Genomic DNA, 21,977 nt, shown 5'->3' on the forward strand with positions numbered 1-21,977 from the left:
TTCCTCCTTTCACAGATAGATATCTTTGATATAGCCGTATCCCATTATATACATATGTTCTGTTGATGGATCCACATCGCGTAAAGCACCATGAGGACTACTAAACAGAATCGTACTACGCGGTGAAATACGCCCTATTTCACTCATTACACTAGATCGACTCGTTATATATAATGAATTAATCTTATCATTTAATTTTAGATTTTTTTCTCTACTTTGTCCATTATATACGACGATTTGGTTCATACCATTTTTATATACCACCTGTGCAGAACCGTTACTGTGAAAGTACTCAACTTTTACATCTTTAGGATTTACACCATATGCCCTTATGGCCTGATTAATAAGTCTTTCGTTAGGTATAGTTTTAATATAATCTGGTGCATCAATTAATAGATATGCTCCTCTATGGTTTGGGTCTATGCAAAGTAACACATTACACTGTTTCATAGGAATATAATGGATTATTGTGTCCTTGTGATGCTGAGTCACATAGTATGAAGCACCAAAGGTTGCAACCATGCATAATAAGGACATCACTACATATACAGTATACTTATTCTTATGTGTCAAAAAATACGTAAATAAACCTAGTAAAGCATAATATATAGAAACACAATAAAGATGCATCATACCTAACCATAACAGGCTTCCACTACGACCTAGCACATGATTTAAATATAAAGACACACGTAACAATATATCTACCGTTGACCACATATATGATATGGGTAGCACATAACTAACTAAAGTATTTATAAAAATTAAAACGATTGTTATATCTAATAGGGGCGCTACTATACAGGCTGCAAATAAACTTGCAATACTAATATAGTGAAAGTAATAGAGTTGTAATGGCAATATGAGTAACTGTGCGGATACACATAATACAAGAGGTGTTTTTATCCATCTTGGAAGCCATTGTATCCATTCATACAGTACCTTCCCCCATATGAGTAAACCATAGGTTGCACCAAAGGATAGTTGAAAGCTTACATCAAACAAAGAAAAAGGATCATATACTAGACATAGAATGGCACATATACATAAAGCCTGTTTAGCTTGATATAATCGCCCTTTAACATAAGCCATGCACATGAGTATACTCATCATCGTTGCACGTACAACTGGTGCATCTCCACCAACGATACAGCAATATATACAAGCTACTACTATACCCCAAATTAAACATGTACGCTTCCGTAATTTAACAAGTCTTCCTAGCCCATAAATTAAAGCTAATAGTAAAGCAATATGCGAGCCAGATATTGATAAAATGTGGATGAGGCCAGTATAGGCAAAATCTTTCATTCGATCTTCCCCTAATTCACTATAATGACCACCCAAACATAAGGCTTGTGCTAATACCTTTTGTGGACCATCTAGATTACTAGCAATATTCTTTTCTATGGATACTCGTATTTGACCACATAGATATAAACTTCTCCTATATATTTCTTCATTAATACTCTCTTTATATAAAAATGTTTGTAAATCTTTAGCACTGGCAGGTCGATAAACTCCATCGTAGATTCGTCCTCTTGTGTTAGAGCCCATATATCTGCCTCTAAGATTAATTCGACCTTCCTCTTCAATTAGGAATAAAGGCTTTGGAGTTCCTTCAATAATGGCTTGTTCTCCCAATCTTATTTTGTTATTTGTAGCTGATACCTTAGAGTATACTTGTAAACGTCCTTGAGCATTTATATAGGAGTTTTTTGCGCTATCTTTATAAGGATGTAATTTATGAAGAATAACATTATATTTGTAATATTCCTGCCCATCAAGATTTACTATTTCAGGAGATGATACAACAGTACCTAGATATTCTCCTTCTTGCTGTAAATAGTATGATGTATAGCTATTATAATTAATAATTTGTAAATCTGTTTGATAATAGGATAATCCCATTGAAGCAAAAACTAATATTAATAAATTGGCAAATAAATGCCACCTACAATGAGATTGCATTATTTTAATAATAGTTAAACCAATAATAGATAAGGCAATCACAAAAATATAATGCATTTGACTAAGTACTGGATAATATTTACCATATCCTAATATAGTACCAATTATTATAGATCCCAATATAATATGTGCCCATTGACTATGAGTTATAGATTGCTTCTTATTGACTAAATCTAAAGGATTTAAACACAGATTAGCATACTGAAAGTTTTCATATCTACTTATTGATTTAGATTGTAATTTTGTCTTTAATCTTCTTAAATACTCCGTCACCAATGCCCTTCACCCCCTTAATACCTTCAATGGATGTAAAGGGACCCTTTTGCGAACGATATTCTTCAATTCTCTTCGCCATAGCTGGACCAATACCTGGTAATGAATCTAATTCCTTTGCAGTTGCCGTATTGATATTAATTTTGTTACCGCGCAATAAAACCTCTGGATTACCGTGAAAGTTAAATACTATATGGATATGATCTCCCGCATTTACTGGTTTTGCCATATTGACTGATTCTACATCAGCATAAGGTAGTAGCCCACCTGCAAGCTTTACCATATCTCCATAAGTAGCTGAATTTTCATATTCATACAATCCTGGTGATACAACAGCACCTGTAATATACGCAATTGGTTTATTGGGCAATTGTTCTACATTTGATATAGAAGAATTTCCATCTATTGCCCCTTCAGCTAGGACAGAATCGCTTTCATCTGTTATAATAGGCCATAGGAAATAAATTCCTACTAAAATACATAGGATTAATATAATTATCGTATACGGCTTCAATTTACTTTTCATAATGCACCTCCTACTAAAGGATTTTCCAATATAAAAGTAAACTCCTACTGTTGACTCTATTGGTCACACAAGCAGGAGTTTTATAATTGATGTCGAATATAAGGAGACTCAATGAATCAAGATACATTAAGAAAATATGCCCGTACATTATTACAATACGGCGTAAATTTACAACAAGATCAAACTTTAGTTATTTCTGTTGATGTGGAAAATAAAGACTTTGCAGTTATCGTTACAGAAGAAGCCTATCAATTGGGGGCTAAAGAGGTTGTTCTAAACTGGCGCTGTTCACCTATTGCACGTCAACGTTTAATGCATGCCAAAGAAATAGTCTTAGAAAAACCTGCTAACTGGATTCCTGAATTCTACAAACAATACATCGATGATAAAGCGGCATTCTTATCTTTAATTAGTGCCAACCCTAAAGCCCTTGCTGGCATCCCGACAAAACGTATTTCTTTACAGTCACGCAATTTAAACAAAGCATTATCCTTCTATCACACAGCCATTATGAATTCTTCTGTTACTTGGTGCGTTGCTTCTGTGCCAACTGTTTTATGGGCAGATTTACTCGGTTATGAAGGTACCGATGAAGAAAAAATCGACCAATTGTGGGCAACTTTGCTTAAACTTTGTCGCATCGAAGGCATTGAGGCAAAGGATACATACCGTCACCACATGGCTAAATTACGCCGTCGTCGCGAAGCAATTAATAAACTAGACTTAAAAGCATTACGTTACACTTGTGAAAATGGTACTGACCTCTTACTAGAATTACCAGAAGGTCATATTTGGCAAGGCGGTGAAGAAGCGTCTAAAGATGGTACTATCTTCAATGCTAATATTCCTACCGAAGAAATTTTCTCTGCACCACAGTACAATGGTGTAAACGGCATTGTATATAGCACAAAACCTTTAATTTACCATGGCAATACGATTTCTGATTTCTCCTTCACTTTCAAAAAAGGTAAAATTGTAGAATACACTGCAAAAGAAGGTTATGAAGTACTAAAAGAATTAGTTGAGACAGATGAAGGCTCACACTACCTTGGCGAAGTTGCATTAGTTGATCATTTTAGTCCAATCAGCCAATCTAATCAAATCTTCTATGAAACATTATTTGATGAAAATGCATCATGCCATCTAGCAATTGGTGCCTCTTACCCTACATGCCTCAAAAACAGTGATGGTTTATCTGACGACGAATTAAAAGAACGTGGTTTGAACCACTCTTTAACACATGTAGACTTTATGATTGGTCATAAACATATGAATATCAAAGGCTACACTCGTGACGGCCAAGAAGTTGATATTATGATTGACGGTCGCTTACAAATATAAACATAAATAAAAGATAACGAAATCCCCCATATACAACTGTATATAGGGGATTTTAAAAGCAATTAAATTTTTATTACATTACAATGTAATATTCAATGTGCGGCCTGTAGGCTTGTATTCAATAATTTCTACACCTGCGGTTTTCAACATCCGTTTAGAAGCTTTAACCTCTTTCGTATCCTTATATAGGTCATCACGATAGATAACGGCCTTAATACCACTTTGAATAATGGCTTTCGCACATTCATTACAAGGGAAAAGTGTTACATATATTTTAGAACCTTCTAAAGAACCGCCCCGATAATTAAGTATGGCATTGAGTTCACTATGAACGGTATAAAAGTATTTATTATCATCCGCCGTATCGCGTTCCCATGTGAAATCATCATCACTACAATTTAAAGGCATACCATTATAGCCAATAGATAATATTTTATTATCATTACTCACAATACAGGCACCTACTTGTGTGTTTGGATCTTTAGAACGCTGTGCCGCTAAAATGGCAACACCCATGAAGTATTCATCCCAGGAAATATAATCGTTACGTTTTGCCATAATTACCTCTCTTAAAAATAAGCCCCCATCTACCTATGTAGTTGGGGGCTTACATTATTAACAAAAAATATCATCATTTATATTTATTTAACAACGATATTTACAAGTTTACCTGGTACATAAATAACTTTTACAATGTTTTTACCTTCTGTAAACTCTTGAACACGGCTAGACTCTTTAGCCATTGTTTCTAATTCTTCTTTCGTAATATTTACGGAAACAGTAAGTTTATCGCGAACTTTACCATTTACTTGCAATACTACTTCTACTTCGTCTACTACAAGCGCAGCTTCTTCATATACAGGCCAATTTTCAGTATGAATGGATGTAGTTTCACCCAATTCATGCCATAACTCTTCTGTAATATGAGGAACGAATGGCGCTAAAAGAAGCAATAAGGAACGAGTCAATTCATTTGCTAATGCGCTATTGATAGTTTCTGCTTTGTCTTTATGAGCGTACATAGCATTTACAAGTTCCATGATTGCAGAAATTGCTGTATTGAAGTTGAAGTTATTATCGAGGTCTTCCGTAACCTTTTTGATGACACGGTGTAACTCACGACGTAATCCGAATTCGTCTTTTGTAAGTTCACCGGTAACATTTTTCTTAACTTCTTCGTTGTACGCATCAACGATACGCCATACACGACCTAAGAAACGGTAAGAGCCTTCAACACCTTGATCAGACCAATCAAGGTCACGATCGACAGGAGCCGCGAATAGAATAAACAAACGAGCAGTATCTGCACCATAAGTATTGATGATTTCTTCTGGCGAAACTACATTACCTTTAGATTTAGACATTTTGCTGCCTTCTTTAAGAACCATACCTTGTGTTAACAAACCACGGAATGGTTCGTTAGCTTCGATAAGGCCTAAGTCGTGAATAACTTTCACAAAGAATCGAGAGTACAACAAATGCAAGATAGCATGCTCAATACCACCGATATATTGGTCTACGTTCATCCAGTAGTTAGCAATTTTTTTATCGAATGGAGCTTGGTCATTTTTAGCGTCTGTATAGCGCAAGAAGTACCAAGAGGAATCGATAAATGTATCCATTGTATCTGTTTCACGACGTGCAGGGCCACCACATTTAGGACATGTAGTGTTTAGGAAGCTTTCAGATGTAGCCAATGGAGATACGGCACCAGATTCAAATTTAACATCCTCTGGCAAGCGTACTGGCAACTGTTCTTCAGGAACGAGTTGTTCACCACATGTTTCACAATATACTACAGGAATTGGCACGCCCCAGTAACGTTGACGAGAAATCAACCAATCACGAAGACGGAAGTTTACTTTACCTTCACCAATGCCGCGTTCATTAAGAGCTGCCGTGATATTGTTACGAGCCTCTACAGATGTTTGGCCGTTATAATCGCCAGAGTTAACTAGAATGCCATCTTCATGGTACCATTCTTGCCATTTTTCTAGACTATATTCTTTGCCATCACAAGCGAAAACTTGTTTAATAGGCAAATCGTATTTATGAGCAAATTCCCAGTCACGTTCATCATGTGCAGGAGAACCCATTACAGCGCCTGTACCATAGTCTACTAATACATAGTTAGCAATCCAAACTGGAACTTGTTCGCCAGACATCGGGTTTACTGCATAGGAACCAGTGAACATACCTTCTTTTGGTGCATCTGTAGATGTACGGTCGATATCGCTCATATTCCGCATACGCGTAATGAAAGCTTCCAATTCAGCTTTATTAGAAGCGTTTTCAATAAGGCGTTCTACATATGGATGTTCAGGAGCCAATACTACATAGCTTACGCCATAAATAGTATCAACTCGTGTAGTATACACAGATACACGTTCATTAATGGATGGAACTTCGAAGGAGAACTCTGTACCTTCAGAGCGGCCAATCCAGTTCTTTTGCATCAATTTAACGCGTTGTGGCCAGTGATCAAGAGTGTCTAAATCAGTTAACAAGCGATCAGCATATTCTGTAATACGCAAGAACCATTGAGACAAATCTTTTTTCTCAACAGGGTTATCACAGCGCCAACAAGCACCATCGATAACTTGTTCATTTGCTAATACAGTATGGCAAGTTTCACACCAGTTTACTTTTGCTTCCTTTTTATAGGCTAAGCCTTTTTTATAGAACTGTTCAAAAAACCATTGAGTCCATTTATAGTAATCTTCTTTACATGTTGCTACTTCGCGGTCCCAATCATAGGACAAACCAAGTGCTTTTTGTTGCAATTTCATGTTCTCGATGTTATCAAGAGTCCATGTTTTAGGTGCTATGCCATGTTTAATCGCGGCGTTTTCTGCAGGCATACCAAAGGAGTCCCACCCCATTGGATGCAATACGTTGAACCCCTTCATTTTCTTGAAGCGAGCTACTACATCACCAATGGAATAGTTACGCACATGCCCCATGTGTAAATTACCAGATGGGTACGGGAACATTTCTAATACATAGTATTTTTCTTTAGATTCATCATATTCTGTTTTAAATGTATGGTTATCTTCCCAATACTGTTGCCACTTTTTTTCAATATCTTGGGCTACATACTTTTCGTTCATGTAGGGGCCTCCTCATATGGTCAACCTCATAGGTTGCCATTTTATAATTAATATTTTCATTTTACTACGTACTGTAAAAGCAGTCAAACACTAGCGTTTTACGACTTGAATAGTTTTTATTAAATCATTTTTAGGGCTTGTATTTTGATCAGAACTATGACTAGTATATAAATCATTTTGCTCTTTAACAGTTTGTTTATTGTGTTCTTTTCTAGCTTTAGCCTCTTCTTCTAAGCGTTTTTTCTCAGCTTTTACTTTTTCAACTTCTTCTTTTGCTTTGCGTTTAGCAACTTCTTTCTCTTCTTTAGCTTTCCGTTTTGCTTCCGCTTTAGCTGCTTTTTCTTTTTGTTTTTCTTCTAAGCGCAATTTATAAGCATCAACTTTAGACAACGGCTTAGCTTCTTCTACTTTAGGTTCTGGAACAACATGGTTAGCAGATTTAGGCATACCACGACCTAAATCTTTTTCTTGAATCATAGCAATCGTAGAAGTATCTTCAAACCCTTTACGCCATGCAGCAAACCCACCAAGGTGTAATTCTTTTACCAGATCAAGTTTTAATCCTAACGATGTATTATCTTCAAACCAAATACGATCTGAACCAGAAGCTGTTGGAATAGATAAATAGTATAACTTTAATCGATCATCCCAAATCATTTTATCCCTGTAATTAGCAAAGTAATTACTTGTATTCTTCATAGCCAATGTTTCGCTTTTAGCATAACCATTCCTGTCATGCCATAAGCGCATATAGAATGGTACGCCTAATATTAACTTTTGAGAAGGAACTTCAGATAGCATTCTTTCTGTATGGCTACGAACCCAAGGATAACTTGCAACAGGACCTGCAGTAGTACTCTTAGCCCAAGTTTCGTCATACGCCATAAGAACTACATAATCTACTGTATCTGCCAAAGCTTTACGGTTATACACTAATGACCATTCTGGACTATCAGAATAGCCAGTCACATCGATAGAAGTTTTAATATTATACTGATGTAAATGATTAGACAAATAAGCTACAAATGTTGTTAAACGATCACGGTCAGCATAATCAATGTTTTCAAAGTCAAAGTTATAACCATCAAACCCATATATATAGGCATATTGAACAAGGTTATGAGCAAATTTCTTCCATACCGATTGATCCGACAAAATACCACTTGTAAAATTAGAGTCAAACCGATTAGTAATTAACGGCCAAATATGATAGCCTTTATCCTTATACGCTTTCACATAATCAATATTTACATTTGAACTTGCTTCTAAACCTAAGCTATGCAATTTAAACCAACTTGGAGAAATAATATTATCACCACTCGTATTGAGTTTTGCCTGATATGGAGTGCCCTCCATTGTCCATGGATCAAAAGCCCAAGCCAATGGTGTTTGCAATGTATAAGGTGCTTTCACCGTAGATGCTTCTGGTGCAGGTCCTAAAATAAGTTGACCATTATTTTTTGTATAGCTAACACCCAGCATAGCTGGCTCAGACTCAATATCTACATAGGATATACCATCTTTTTTGGTAATGGGCAATTTAACAGGTTCACCTACGGCTGCAGGATTTAAAATAACCGTATCACCTTGTAATTCACTTTGTGGAACATATACTGTATATGCTGTTTTATATTGATTTGCTTCGTAATGACGTGTAGTAGTGGCTAAAAATTGATCTAATGGTACCAATACCTCTGCTTGTACGATTGTACTAGATAATGCAGACATTACTATAGCTGTTAATGATTTTATAATAGTAGATTTACGAATCATGTACTCTCCTAATTCTAGGTCCCATACTGGGATACAATACCAATCTCTATATTATACCATATTATATATAGTTCATCTCTTTTCTTGCATGAAGGATATATGTAATTTATAATTTAATTTATGTACTAATAAAAATTATCACATAAGGAGTTTTATATGCATCAATATTTATTTTTCATAGGGGACTTCCCTATTAGAGCCTATGGTACCATGTTAGCTTTGGCTATCATTTGTGGTGCCTCTGTTGCCTATGTACTTTTGAAAAAGGATGGCCGCGGTTGGCATGAACACATTATCGACTTTTCCATTACTGTAGCCGTAGCTGGTCTCATCGGTGCCCGCCTATGGGACGTATTCTTCTTTGATTGGGATTATTACGGTAATCATTTATTGGAAATTCCCTTTGTTTGGCAAGGTGGCATGGCCATTCAAGGTGGCGTAGTACTAGGCACAATTGCTGGCTATTGGTATCTTCGTAAAAACAAAATTGACTTTTGGGCTTTTGCTGATTTATTTGCTCCTGCATTGATTTTGGCTCAATCGGTAGGTCGTATGGCAAACCTTTTAAACGGTGATGCTTTCGGTCATCCTACGGGCGGTAATTATGGTATTATCTATCCTGAAAGTACCCTTGCCTACCGCACCTACGGAAATCAACCGCTTTGGCCTGCCGAAGTATGGGAAGGACAAATCGATGTTCTTATCTTTGTAGCGCTTCTGTTATTTGGATCTTTCAAACATGCGAAGGGTCAAGTATTCGTACTATATGCCATTCTCTATTCTACGGCTCGTTTTTTCTTAGAGTTCTTACGTGGCGACTACGTAAACTTAACGCTAGGTTTAAAATCTGCTCAAATGACAAGTTTAATAGCTATCATTGTCGGTATCTGTGTATTCATTTATCTAGGCTATCTAGAAAAGAAAAATCAGGCTGTCATAGTGGCTACAGAACCAACTACAAAAACTAAAAAACGTAAATAAACAATACAGAAATACTTAACAAAAAAGTCCTATACTCATAGGTTTTACCTGTGAATGTAGGACTTTTTCTATTTAAACCTTAATCTAATAAATAATGTAATAAATAATGTAGTAAATAACAAATTATCTAATCAATTGATTTGTAAGATTAATGTTTAAATATTATTTTTTGAAAAAACTATTTATTAAAAGGCTATTTCTTATAAAACTATTGCTTATATATTTTCTTTTACTTTTAACGCATCCAGATCTTCTAATGCACGATTTGCAATCAATGCATTTTTCTCTTTTTTCTTACGTACTTTTTGAGGCCAAGACTCCATGATACCAAAGTTGACGTTCATTGGTTGAAAATTTGAACCTTCGTAGTTAGAAATATAGTGACTAAGGGAACCGATAGCCGTCGTCTTAGGAAATTCAATAAATGGTTGTTTTTCTAAGTAACGGTCTACTTGTAGGCCTACCATTAGACCACTAGCAGCAGATTCTAAATAACCTTCAACTCCAGTCATTTGACCAGCAAAGAATAAACGCGGTTCCTTTTTAAGCTGGAATGCATGATTCAATAACTCAGGAGAATTGATATACGTATTGCGATGCATAACACCATAACGGATGAAATCAGCATTTTCAAGGCCTGGAATCATACCGAATACACGCTTTTGCTCACCCCATTTTAAATGAGTTTGAAAGCCTACCAAGTTAAACATGGTACCTTCTTTATTCTCCTTACGCAATTGTACTACTGCATAAGATTCCTCATTGGTGCGTTTATCCACTAAGCCCACAGGCTTTAAGGGACCATAACGCAATGTATCTTCCCCACGGCTCGCCATAATTTCTACGGGCATACAGCCTTCAAAGTAGATTTCTTTTTCAAAAGCCTTTGGTTGTACGGCTTCAGCAGTAGTAAGCTCATGCCAGAACGCTTTATATTCTTCTTCTGTCATAGGGCAGTTAAGATAATCTGCATCCCCTTTATCATAACGGGAAGCAGCAAAAACTTTATCGTAATTTAAAGATTCTGCCGTCACGATAGGTGCCGCAGCATCGTAAAAATAAAAGCCTGTTTCACCAGTTAAAGCTTTAATTTTATCTCCCAATGCTTCAGATGTAAGTGGGCCAGATGCAAAGATAACAGTGCTTTCAGTAGGAATCTCCGTTACCTCTTCATGGTGAACTGTAATATTAGGATGGCCTTTTATCTTTTTCGTCACCATTTCACTAAACAAATGACGGTCAACGGCTAAGGCGCCACCTGCAGGAACAGCAGTTGCATCGGCACATTCCATAATGATGGAACCAAGTCGACGCATTTCTTCTTTCAAAAGACCTACCGCATTTTCAATATTACCAGCGCGCAACGAGTTACTACATACGAGCTCTGCAAATTGATCTGTTTGGTGCGCAGGAGAACTTTTAACAGGACGCATTTCATATAAGTCTACATGAATGCCTCGGTTAGCGAGTTGCCAAGCCGCTTCAGAGCCTGCAAGGCCTGCACCAATAACGATAACATTTTTATGATTCAATTGTAGTTTCCTCTTTTTTAGCTTTGCTAGACCTTTTAGATTCTTTTACAGACTCTTCACTAGCTTCACTCTTTTTCTTTCTTGTTTTCTTTGGTGGCCTAGTAGGACAAGTTTCATTGGAACAGAACTTTTTAACTGTACCATTTTTATATGTCTTTTCAACCATTATAGAACCACATGTTTCACAGAAATCATGAGTTGGCTTATCCCATAATGTAAAGTCGCATTGTGGGTATCGATTACAGCCATAGAAAATACGTCCACGACGAGACTTGCGTTCTACGATTTCCCCTTCTTTACATTTAGGACAAGTTACACCAGTTCCTACTGTAATAGGTTTTGTGTTTTTACATTCCGGGAAATTAGAACATGCTAAAAACTTACCATAGCGACCAAATTTATATACCATTGGACTATTGCAAAGTTCACAGATTTCATCGCTTTCCATATATGCAATTTCAATGCGGTCTACATCACTTGCATCTTCTAGCTCTTTTGCAAAGACTTCGTAGAAATCAGATAATACTTTTACATATGTATCCTTACCAGATGCAATAGCATCTAGTTCATCTTCTAGATCACGAGTAAAGCCAGTATTGATGATTTTTTCAAAGTATGCAATCAAGAAGTCTACCACCACAAAGCCTAGCTCTGTAGGCACGAATTGTTTATTCGTATTTTCCACATAATTACGGCTTACGATAGTATCTAGAATTGGTGCGTATGTACTAGGACGACCAATACCAAGTTCTTCTAATGTTTTGATGAGACTCGCCTCGGAGTAACGTGGAGGTGGTTGCGTAAAATGTTGTTCAGGTAACACCTCTACCGTATGGGCAACATCATTCTTTTTTAAAGCTGGTAATTGAGGTACATCCTCTTTTTTTGTATCTTCATAAACAGCACTGAAACCTGGGAAGATAACACGAGAGCCAGTCGCTTTAAATGTATAGTCATCTTTAACATTCAACTCTATCGTTGTTGATTCATTTTGTTGAGGTGCCATTTGGCTAGCCATAAAACGATTCCAAATCAACGTATATAGCTTAAGTTCATCACGATTCAAAAATGGTTCCACCATTTTAGGTGTTAACTCGAGAGATGTAGGACGAATCGCTTCATGCGCATCTTGTGCAGAACCCTTAGAGCCGTACACATTTGGTTTAGACGGATAATAGTCTTCCCCATAATTGCGAAGAATAAAGTCCTTAGCCATAGCTTGCATCTCTTTAGAGATACGTGTAGAGTCTGTACGCATGTATGTAATCAAACCCACGTGGCCATAGGAACCGATTTCAAGACCTTCGTATAAATGTTGAGCAATCATCATGGTACGCTTAGCACCAAAGTTCAATTTACGCACACCATCTTGTTGCAAGGTAGATGTTGTAAATGGAGGTGCCGCTTTACGAGAACGCTTCCGCTTTTCAATATTTGTCACTACTGCATCGGCTCCGCCAATAGCACCTACTACGGCTTGTGCTTCACTTTCAGTAGTAATATCGATTTTTTCACCTTTAATATGGGTCAATTCTGCTGTGAAAGCCTCTTTTTTAGGCGTTTCAAAATTGCCTTCAATCGTCCAATATTCTTGTGGTACGAAAGCTTGAATTTCGCGCTCTCTTTCACAGATAAGACGAACTGCAACGGATTGCACACGACCTGCACTAAGGCCTTTACAAACCTTTTTCCATAACAAAGGACTCAATTTATAACCTACGATACGGTCTAATACACGGCGTGCTTGTTGAGCATCTACCATGTTCATATCGATAGTACGTGGAGACTCCAAAGCCTCCGCTACCGCATTTTTAGTGATTTCATTGAACGTAATACGACATGTTGACTTAGGATCTACATTAAGAATGTACGCTAAATGCCAAGAAATAGCTTCCCCTTCGCGGTCAGGGTCAGTTGCGAGCAATACGGCACTGCTTTCATCGGCATAAGAAACTAGTTCATCAATAACCTTTTTACGTGTTACCAAATTACTATAGCGTGGCGTGAAATCATGCTCTATATCGATGCCCATTTGAGATTTAGGCAAATCTCGTAAATGTCCCATACTCGCCTTAACAACATAGTTAGGACCTAAAAATTTTTCAATTGTTTTAGATTTAGCAGGAGACTCTACGATTACTAATACTTTGCCATCCGGATTATATACGCGAGGTTCGCGTTGCTCCGGTGGCACTGAAGTTTGTAGTACAGATTTATCCCGTACAATCCCCATTGGAGTAAGGGCTTCTTTAGCTACCTTACGCTTTATCGTAGTACTTTCTTTTTTAGTATTTTTCTTTTTTGTGTCTTTACTAGTACTAGCTGCTTTCGGCTCGCCAATAACGATAGATCGTTTAATGGACAAGTATATCACTCCTAGTCATATTAATATAGCCTCTCGGCGGATGATTCTCTATAGCCCCTTCCATTTCTAACTCTAGTAATAAGGGCTGTAGTTGTTGTAATGGAATACGAGTCGCTTTCAAAATATCACTAACCGTAATACATCGATCATGAGGTATTTCACTCAATATTACATTCCTATCCACATTAAAGCTTAACATAGAGCACCCTTTTCTATCAACACTTTGACTATGATTCCCTATTTGAACGCTATCTTTTACACCTTTATTTTCATTATTCTTTGTTGATAAAAGCTTCTGTTCACTATAAAAATATTCCCGCAATGTTAAATGATATTGTTCAACTATATCCTCATAACCAGTAAGTACATATGCACCATTTCTCATTAGAAATTTATTTCCATCAGCCGTATGGTCTAATAGATTACATGGTACTACAAATACATCTCGACCTTCACTAACCGCCATATCTGCCGTAATCAAAGAACCACTACTGGACTTGGCCTCTACTACAATAACACCTCTGCATAATCCACTAATGATACGATTCCGTGCAGGAAAATGTTTTGCGGACGGCGGTGTACCTGGCGGGTATTCAGATAGGAGTAAACCATTATTTTGTAATATATGATCAAATAGTTTTGCATTTTCTCTAGGATAGGTGATATCTAAACCACATCCCATAACAACGATTCCGTACCCCTGACTAGCTAAAAGGCCTTCATGACCATATGAGTCTATACCACGAGCCCCACCGCTGACAATAATGGTGCTATATTTACCTAATTCCTTGCCGAGCATTCTCGCCACATTCCGCCCATATAAGGAGCAACTCCGTGCCCCAACTATAGCAATACGATTTAATCGTCCATCTAAAAGTGCTCGATTACCTCTCATAAACAAAATAGCTGGCGGATTATATATATGATTTAAAACAGACGGAAAGTCTTTGTCTAAAAAGGTAGTAAAATCCATCTTATATTCGTCTATTTTATGAATTATATAATCTAACTTTTCATCCTTAGCCGATGATGCTATAGCGCGTTTATCAGCGGTAGAAATATGTGTATAGGGTTTTAAATTTTCAACCTTCTTAACTGCTTGCCAAGCATCATAGGGCGACCCAAAATCTTCTATGAAACGCCGTACATGTGTCGCTCCAACATTGTATAGACTTTGCAAGCCTGCAATATAAATATTGTCATCGTATCTAGTCATATAAACACCTGGTAATTCTTTCTATGTATATAAGCTTTAATTTTATATAGAACTAAACAACTACTTTTTTCAAATAAGAAACAAATAATTTATAAAACACTTACTCTATTTGCCAGTTCTAAATAACATTGCTTCAGAAATATGATGTGGTTCTACTTTTGGATTTTCTTCTAAATCAGCAATTGTACGAGCCACCTTTAATATGCGATCAAAAGCTCGTCCACTTAAATGAAAATGGTCAAATATATTGCCTAAAACACTCCAAGCCTTATCTGAAATATTGCATAGTTCACTAATTGCCTTATGAGAAACTGCTCCATTCGAATTAAAATCAAAACCTTCATATCGTTTTTGCTGCATAGCAGTAGCCATGATGACTTGTTGTCTCATACTTTCACTCGTCATATTGGAAGATGATGTATCTAACAGCTGTTCAAGGGTCGGTCTCTCAACGGGAATATGTAAATCAATACGGTCCATAATCGGCCCTGATAACCGTTGCTGGTAGTTTTTAACCATCGTTTCTGTACAGACACATTCCTTATGGGGATCATGGTAATAACCACAAGGACAAGGATTTGCCGCAAGAATACAAATAAAATTAGCTGGATATATATAATTTCCTTGAGACCGATTTATAGTAATAGTCCTAGACTCTAGTGGCTGTCGTAATGCATCGATTACTTGACGTTGAAACTCAGGTGCCTCATCCATAAACAATACGCCTCCATGAGCTAGTGTTACCTCTCCAGGGCGCCCCTGTATCCCTCCACCGACCATACTAGCCAAAGTTGCCGTATGATGAGGATGTCTAAAAGGTCTAGATGTAACTAGCCCATTATCTCCCAGTAAACCTATTACATCTTGTATGCGACTCACTTCAACGATTTCATTCCAAGTCATCGGTGGCAATATGGTCGGCAATCGTTCGGCCATCATCGTTTTACCCCCACCTGGAGGTCCTATCATAATACAATGATGATGACCTGCAGCACTGATGAGCATGGCACGTTTTCCTAACTCTTGACCTTGTACATCGCCAAAATCAACTGTATATGTTTGATTAGATTTTATAGTTGTACTTTCATCCGTAACAGACAAATCAACACAATTATTACTAATTGTTATTACGTGCTGTTTATTGATTGTATCTAGATTTTTATTGGTTCCAGTTAATGGCATAGACTCTAGAGATTCAAGAATTAATTCATTTATATTATGATTATCTACATGTTCTGTTTTGATACTTACTTGTTTATTTTTATCAACTGCCTTTAGCTTAACTTGCTCCTCTAGAATAGTTATAATTTCTTGTAGTGAAGATCCACCATATATAATTAAACTAGGAATAGCCTGCAACACTTTACCATTTTCAATACTCGTATAAATTTTTGAATAATTAGCATCTAATCCTGCTAGCGACATAGCTAAAGTCCCAAAGGTTGGTAATAGCGAACCATCTAACGCTAATTCGCCCATAAACAGACTCTTATCAAATAAAGCCGAAATTTTAGCTTTACGCCCCTTTATCTGTCCTGATGCAAGCAGAACCCCTAAAGCAATCGCTAAGTCGAGTCCAGCGCTACTTTTACGAATTGTAGCAGGTGCTAAATTGACTACGATACGTCTCATTGGGAATTCGTAGCCACTATTTTTAATGGCCGCTCGCACTCGTTCACGTGCCTCTTTAACCGATTGATTCGGTAGACCAACGATATCAAAAACCGGCAACCCTTGCGATATATCAACCTCTACAGTAATGATACATCCATCAATGCCGTGTAAGGTGGCTCCATAAAGTTTAGCATACATAAGAAACCTCACTAAAAGCACTGCGGCAAATAATGAATAGAACTTTGAAAGTCCTCGTGTAAATACACCTCTATTACATCAAAGGATATTTCCTTCCAACGTCGCTTTTTTTGATTAAGATCATATAGAAACAACATTGCGGCTCTTTTAATATGCTTTTGTTTTTTCTTAGTGACTGCCTCACGTGCCAAACCATGTTGCATGCCTCGGCGAGCTTTAATTTCAATAAAATGATATACTAAATCCCGTTTAGCAATGATGTCGATTTCTCCTAACCGCGTTCGATAATTTGTATCCACTACTGTAAGTCCTAGTTTTTCAATATAATTGGTGGCTACCCGTTCACCCCATTTGCCCAATTCTTTTGAATCTAGCTCATTAAATGCTTTCCCAGTGCTAATTGTTTTCATATATACCTCCTAATAAGGTGTATCTGCGACAATAACCCATAAAATTTTTATATCTACACTATATTAATCTTTCAACAGGTAATACTTACTTGTAGAGTAAAATACGTAAGATGTAAAAGTAAATACAAAAAAGGTTCCTAATAGTCACATAGGTGACCAATAGGAACCTCTTTACGGTTATGAACTATATGCAATTATTCAGGCTTAACCCAACGCACGATAGATTTAATAGGCTCAAAGCTCTTACGATGAAGTGGTGTTATCCCTTGTAGCTCCACAGCTTCTTTATGGAGTTCAGTATAGTACCCCTTGTGGATACCAAACCCATAGCCAGGGTATTCCTCATCGAGCTGTTTCATATAGCGATCTCGCGTAACCTTTGCAATAATAGATGCAGCTGCAATATTCGCACTTTTGCTATCACCCTTAACGATAGATTCTACAGGAATCGTTAAGTCTGGCAACTTCATGGCATCAGCTACTACTGCTTCTGCTGGTACACTAAGCGTGCGAATCGCCTCATACATAGCTTGACGAGTAGCTTCGTAAATATTGAGTTCATCAATTTTCTCTGGACCGTAGGAGATACAACTCACCGCTACGGCATCAGCCATAATGATATCATATAACTCTTCACGCTTTTCTTCTGTTAGCTTTTTAGAGTCATTAAGGCCAGGAATCAATGTCATAGGTGGCAAGATAACAGCCGCTACTGTTACAGGGCCTGCAATAGGACCACGCCCCACTTCATCTACACCAGCCACATGATAAATGCCTTGATCGTAGAACATTCCTTCATAGTCATACATGCCCATAAGGCGTTGCTGCTCTTTTAACTCTTTTTCTTGGCGCTTAATATAAGAAGCAGCTAATTTTTGTACAGAACTACGAGTATCCTCTTGAGCTAGCGATAATAGCTCTAAAGCTTGTTCAGTTTCAAAAAGAGCTTTAATATCTGCCACTTTTAACTTGGCGAATAATTCCTTATCCATTTTGTGTATCCTCACCATCTTCAGGATAATATGGCTCTTCGTCTACCTTATCAAGGGTAATTGTACCTAATTTAGTATTGCGGTAATCTTGCAAGATAATGCGACGTGCTTTATCAAAGTCTACTATGCCACCACTAACAAGACAGCCTCGACGACGACCGATACTTTCAAGAATTGTATCCACATCTGTCATTTCTTCTTCTTTTAATTTATAACGTTCCACCAAAATATTTGGTGTATTCGTCAATAAATGATTTAATAACTGTTTCATTACATGCTCTAAATCGTAAACATCATCAGAAACAGCCCCCGTCATAGCGAGACGAGCCGCTGCACGTTGGTCCTCTAATTTAGGCCATAATACGCCCGGTGTATCAAGTAGTTCAAGGTTTTTGCCGATTTTAACCCATTGTTGACCACGGGTATGACCAGCCTTATTAGCTGTACGAGTTGCGGCAGAGCCAGCTAAGGAGTTAATCAACGTAGATTTACCAACATTAGGAATCCCTAAGATGATGGTACGTACAGAACGACTGCGAATACCTTTAGCTACCCAACGGTCTATGATAGGCTTGCTTAAACGCTCTACCGTAGATATTAACTTCTTATTACCCTTACCAGACTTAGAATCAATAGCCAATACAGTGATACCTTGTTTAGTAAAAAATTCAGTCCATTCCTTTGTGGCTTTAGGATCTGCTAAATCTACTTTATTTAACAGTATAATATGAGGTTTCTGACCAATGAGTTCAGTGATTACAGGGTTCGCACTAGAACGTGGAATACGGGCATCTAATAACTCGATAACTACGTCTACCTTTTTTATATACTCCGTAATCATACGAGTAGCTTTCGCCATATGCCCGGGGAACCAATGTACGATAGGTGAATCTGCCATAGTATATCCTTTCTACATACTCTATATACATCTCATAGAGATGATATTTAGTATATTTTATATTTATCTTTTTACAGCTCTATATTCCTCTATTATAACTCTTTAATTCATAGATTAATAAAATAGAACTATTCATATCTAATTTTAGCAAAAATAAAAGGCTGCCGACGGCAGCCTTTTATGAACATTAGCGTTTTTCGCGAATACGAGCAGCTTTACCAGTAAGGTTACGTAAGTAGTACAATTTAGCACGACGAACAACACCACGGCGCATAACTTCGATTTTAGCTAAACGTGGGCTGTGAAGTGGGAATGTACGTTCTACACCTACACCGGATGCAATACGACGAACTGTGAAAGTTTCGCGTACGCCACCGTTTTGACGTTTAATTACCAAACCTTCGAACACTTGGATACGTTCACGAGTACCTTCCACTACTTTTACGTGTACACGAACTGTGTCACCAGCGCGGAATGTAGGGATGTCTGTACGAAGTTGTTCTTGTTCAAGTACGTTAATAATGTTCATTGTTTCCTCCTGTTTGCAGACATTCAATACCTACACCTTATAGGCAGCGGACTGTCTCAAATTAACAGCAATATAGTATCATAAATCACGTACTGTTAGCAAGTATTTTCTATATTATTTTAATAATCCAAATATTTACGTATTATTTACGTATAATTGGTCGTTTTAACTTACCTAATAAGCGGTATAAATTCTCCTGATCTTTATCCGATAAATCAGAGAACATTACATTAAGAAATTCGTTATATGTATGTAAAAGAGATTTGCCTAACCGTTTCCCTTCATCTGTTAAAGTAACTACAGATATACGTTTGTCCATATAATCAATATGTTTTGTAACATATCCCAATTCAATGAGAATGTCTGTCTGCTCCGACACAGTAGCAGGACGCATATTTAGAGCATCTACTAACTGCTTTTGTGATGCTCCTTGAGAACGCATATATAATTCAATAATAATTCTATCACGAGACTTTTCTTTGCCGCTTGGCACCTTACATAAGGCTTTATATAATTCATCATGATTCATAATCATCTATCTCCTCATACAACTTTGTATATTATAAAGTATTCGCTATAGTCTCTAAAAATCCTGCATAAAATTTGCATATTCTTCGTAAAAGCAAAAAAGAGGTACGCATGGTACCTCTTCTCTTGTATATCATTGTAAAAATTTAAATTATTACTATAATATATTATTTTAATGAGCTAATATCTCCAATAATAGCCATTACACTGTATGCTAAACGAACGAGTTGTAAACGGTTAGCTTTAATAGCTTCATCTTTATCCATAACCATTACATCTTCAAAGAATTTGTTGATGGCTGGAACTAAAGTAGCTGGAACTGCCACGACTGCATCATAATCGCCAGCTTCCCAAGCAGCACTACTTGCTTCAGATGCTTTAGAAGCAGCTTCGAACAATTCTTTTTCAGCATCTTCTTCCAACAAATCGCTATTAACACCAGTATATTCCACATCTTTTACAAGATTGTACATACGAGTATAAGCTTGAACAAGTTCAACGTTTTCATCGATGCGGTTAGCTAACAATGCATTTACAAGACCTTCAGCATCAGCAACGGATAATTCATTGTTAGACAACAACAAGTCGATCACATGATGAGGAACTTCGCGATCAAGGAAAATATTTTTCAAACGAAGTGTGAAGAACTCTTCAACTTGGTTAAGCAATTCCTCTTGTTTATCAGCAGCTACATTCAATAACTCCATAGATGCTTTGAAGATTGGACGCAGGCTGATATTCCATTCGCTACCAAGCAAGATGTTCAAGATACCAATTGTTTGACGACGCAATGCATATGGATCTTGAGATCCTGTAGGTATTAAGCCACGGCTGAAAGTAGCTACAATATTATCTACTTTATCGATTATGGACAATACTTTACCTGCTTCTGTTTGAGGCAATACATCGCCTGCAAAGCGTGGTAAATATTGTTCGAAAATAGCTTCTGCTACTTCAGAAGATTCACCATCAAGTAAAGCGTATTCTTTACCCATTACACCTTGTAATTCAGTAAACTCTGTAACCATACCTGTTGTAAGGTCAGTTTTAGCAAGCTCTGTAGCGCGTTCTAATACAACAGCTGCATCTTCGTGCAAGCCACATTCTTCACCGAATACACGGCCTAATTTAAGTAAACGTTCAGTTTTATCTGCTAAGTTACCAAGACCTTCTTGGAATACGATTTTAGTCAAACCATCTTGACGGTCAATAAGAGATTTCTTGCGGTCTTCGTTGAAGAAGAATTTAGCATCATCAAGACGGGCGCGCAATACGCGTTCATTACCAGCTTGAACCACTTCGATAGAATGATCAGAACCGTTGCGAACTGTTAAGAACATTGGCAATAATTTGCCATCTTGGTCAACCAATGGGAAGTAGCGTTGATGGTCTTTCATAGGTGTAATGATAGCTGCATCTGGAAGTGCCAAGTAGGACTCTTCAAAGCCACCACACAATGCTGTAGGCCATTCAACAAGATAGTTGATTTCTTCTAATAAATCATCATCCCAAACGATAGATGCATTTTTAGAAGCTGCAATATCATGTAATTGTTTGGAAATCAATTCACGACGTGCGTCTTGATCAACCATAACATAGTTTTCTTTTAATGTGTCTAAATAGGATGATGCATTTTTGATAGTGATTTCATCAGCACCTAAGAAGCGATGACCACGTGTTACATTACCAGATTTAACAGTAGCAAATTCTACAGGAATTA

At 37.2% G+C, this 21,977-nt stretch carries 17 protein-coding genes; 2 read left to right on the forward strand and 15 right to left on the reverse strand.

Translation table 11 applies throughout. The features are described from left to right. Positions 1 to 9: 9 nt before the first annotated feature. Positions 10 to 2,244: a ComEC/Rec2 family competence protein gene (locus RYO55_RS04885; RefSeq protein ID WP_314984408.1), complete on the reverse strand. Its 2,235-nt coding sequence runs from the start codon at positions 2,242 to 2,244 to the stop codon at positions 10 to 12. Beyond that, on the reverse strand, positions 2,201 to 2,770 hold the full coding sequence (locus tag RYO55_RS04890; RefSeq protein WP_295815867.1) for a ComEA family DNA-binding protein: 570 nt from the start codon (positions 2,768 to 2,770) through the stop codon (positions 2,201 to 2,203). Before RYO55_RS04890 ends, RYO55_RS04885 begins: the two co-directional genes overlap by 44 nt. Positions 2,771 to 2,881: 111 nt before the next feature. Here RYO55_RS04890 and RYO55_RS04895 point away from each other — a divergent pair, with 111 nt between their 5' ends. Continuing rightward, positions 2,882 to 4,111, forward strand: a complete 1,230-nt coding sequence (locus RYO55_RS04895; protein ID WP_314984411.1) for an aminopeptidase — start codon at positions 2,882 to 2,884, stop codon at positions 4,109 to 4,111. Between the two features lie 78 nt (positions 4,112 to 4,189). Here the strand turns inward: RYO55_RS04895 and RYO55_RS04900 are convergent, their stop codons facing one another. The 3 genes from RYO55_RS04900 to RYO55_RS04910 form a co-directional block, all read right to left on the reverse strand. Further along, positions 4,190 to 4,669, reverse strand: coding sequence for a dCMP deaminase family protein (locus tag RYO55_RS04900; protein ID WP_004697136.1), 480 nt, complete (start codon positions 4,667 to 4,669; stop codon positions 4,190 to 4,192). Positions 4,670 to 4,752: 83 nt separating this feature from the next. Then, positions 4,753 to 7,221, reverse strand: a complete 2,469-nt coding sequence (leuS, locus tag RYO55_RS04905) for a leucine--tRNA ligase (RefSeq protein WP_314984412.1) — start codon at positions 7,219 to 7,221, stop codon at positions 4,753 to 4,755. Positions 7,222 to 7,311: 90 nt separating this feature from the next. Beyond that, complete coding sequence (locus RYO55_RS04910) at positions 7,312 to 8,994, reverse strand: glycosyl hydrolase family 18 protein (protein WP_314984414.1); 1,683 nt, start codon at positions 8,992 to 8,994, stop codon at positions 7,312 to 7,314. A gap of 156 nt (positions 8,995 to 9,150) precedes the next feature. Here RYO55_RS04910 and lgt point away from each other — a divergent pair, with 156 nt between their 5' ends. Further along, complete coding sequence (lgt, locus tag RYO55_RS04915) at positions 9,151 to 9,975, forward strand: prolipoprotein diacylglyceryl transferase (RefSeq protein WP_295815877.1); 825 nt, start codon at positions 9,151 to 9,153, stop codon at positions 9,973 to 9,975. 215 nt (positions 9,976 to 10,190) lie between these two features. Here the strand turns inward: lgt and trmFO are convergent, their stop codons facing one another. The 10 genes from trmFO to glyS all read right to left on the reverse strand — a co-directional run. Continuing rightward, positions 10,191 to 11,507 carry a methylenetetrahydrofolate--tRNA-(uracil(54)-C(5))-methyltransferase (FADH(2)-oxidizing) TrmFO gene (gene trmFO / locus RYO55_RS04920; RefSeq protein WP_314984415.1) on the reverse strand — a complete coding sequence of 439 codons (1,317 nt, stop codon included), beginning with the start codon at positions 11,505 to 11,507 and terminating at the stop codon, positions 10,191 to 10,193. Beyond that, complete coding sequence (gene topA / locus RYO55_RS04925) at positions 11,497 to 13,872, reverse strand: type I DNA topoisomerase (RefSeq protein WP_314984416.1); 2,376 nt, start codon at positions 13,870 to 13,872, stop codon at positions 11,497 to 11,499. Before topA ends, trmFO begins: the two co-directional genes overlap by 11 nt. Continuing rightward, on the reverse strand, positions 13,862 to 15,088 hold the full coding sequence (dprA, locus tag RYO55_RS04930; RefSeq protein WP_314984417.1) for a DNA-processing protein DprA: 1,227 nt from the start codon (positions 15,086 to 15,088) through the stop codon (positions 13,862 to 13,864). The genes topA and dprA overlap by 11 nt, the downstream gene beginning before the upstream one ends. A gap of 105 nt (positions 15,089 to 15,193) precedes the next feature. Then, positions 15,194 to 16,900 carry a YifB family Mg chelatase-like AAA ATPase gene (locus tag RYO55_RS04935; protein ID WP_314984418.1) on the reverse strand — a complete coding sequence of 569 codons (1,707 nt, stop codon included), beginning with the start codon at positions 16,898 to 16,900 and terminating at the stop codon, positions 15,194 to 15,196. Positions 16,901 to 16,911: 11 nt separating this feature from the next. After that, a complete protein-coding gene (locus RYO55_RS04940; RefSeq protein WP_295815886.1) occupies positions 16,912 to 17,310 on the reverse strand; it encodes a YraN family protein in 399 nt (132 codons plus the stop codon). A 194-nt stretch (positions 17,311 to 17,504) separates the two neighbouring features. After that, entirely contained in the window at positions 17,505 to 18,302 is a 798-nt protein-coding gene (locus RYO55_RS04945; RefSeq protein ID WP_314984420.1) for a ribonuclease HII, read from the reverse strand. Next, a complete protein-coding gene (gene ylqF / locus RYO55_RS04950; RefSeq protein WP_295815890.1) occupies positions 18,295 to 19,200 on the reverse strand; it encodes a ribosome biogenesis GTPase YlqF in 906 nt (301 codons plus the stop codon). Before ylqF ends, RYO55_RS04945 begins: the two co-directional genes overlap by 8 nt. Positions 19,201 to 19,387: 187 nt before the next feature. Then, a complete protein-coding gene (gene rplS / locus RYO55_RS04955; protein ID WP_004695921.1) occupies positions 19,388 to 19,729 on the reverse strand; it encodes a 50S ribosomal protein L19 in 342 nt (113 codons plus the stop codon). Between the two features lie 142 nt (positions 19,730 to 19,871). Further along, complete coding sequence (locus RYO55_RS04960) at positions 19,872 to 20,258, reverse strand: MarR family transcriptional regulator (RefSeq protein WP_314984423.1); 387 nt, start codon at positions 20,256 to 20,258, stop codon at positions 19,872 to 19,874. Between the two features lie 166 nt (positions 20,259 to 20,424). Further along, positions 20,425 to 21,977 (reverse strand): glycine--tRNA ligase subunit beta (gene glyS, locus RYO55_RS04965; protein WP_314984422.1); only part of this gene is annotated, 1,553 nt, incomplete at its 5' end.

Source organism: uncultured Veillonella sp. (assembly GCF_963551295.1).
GTDB lineage: Bacteria > Bacillota > Negativicutes > Veillonellales > Veillonellaceae > Veillonella.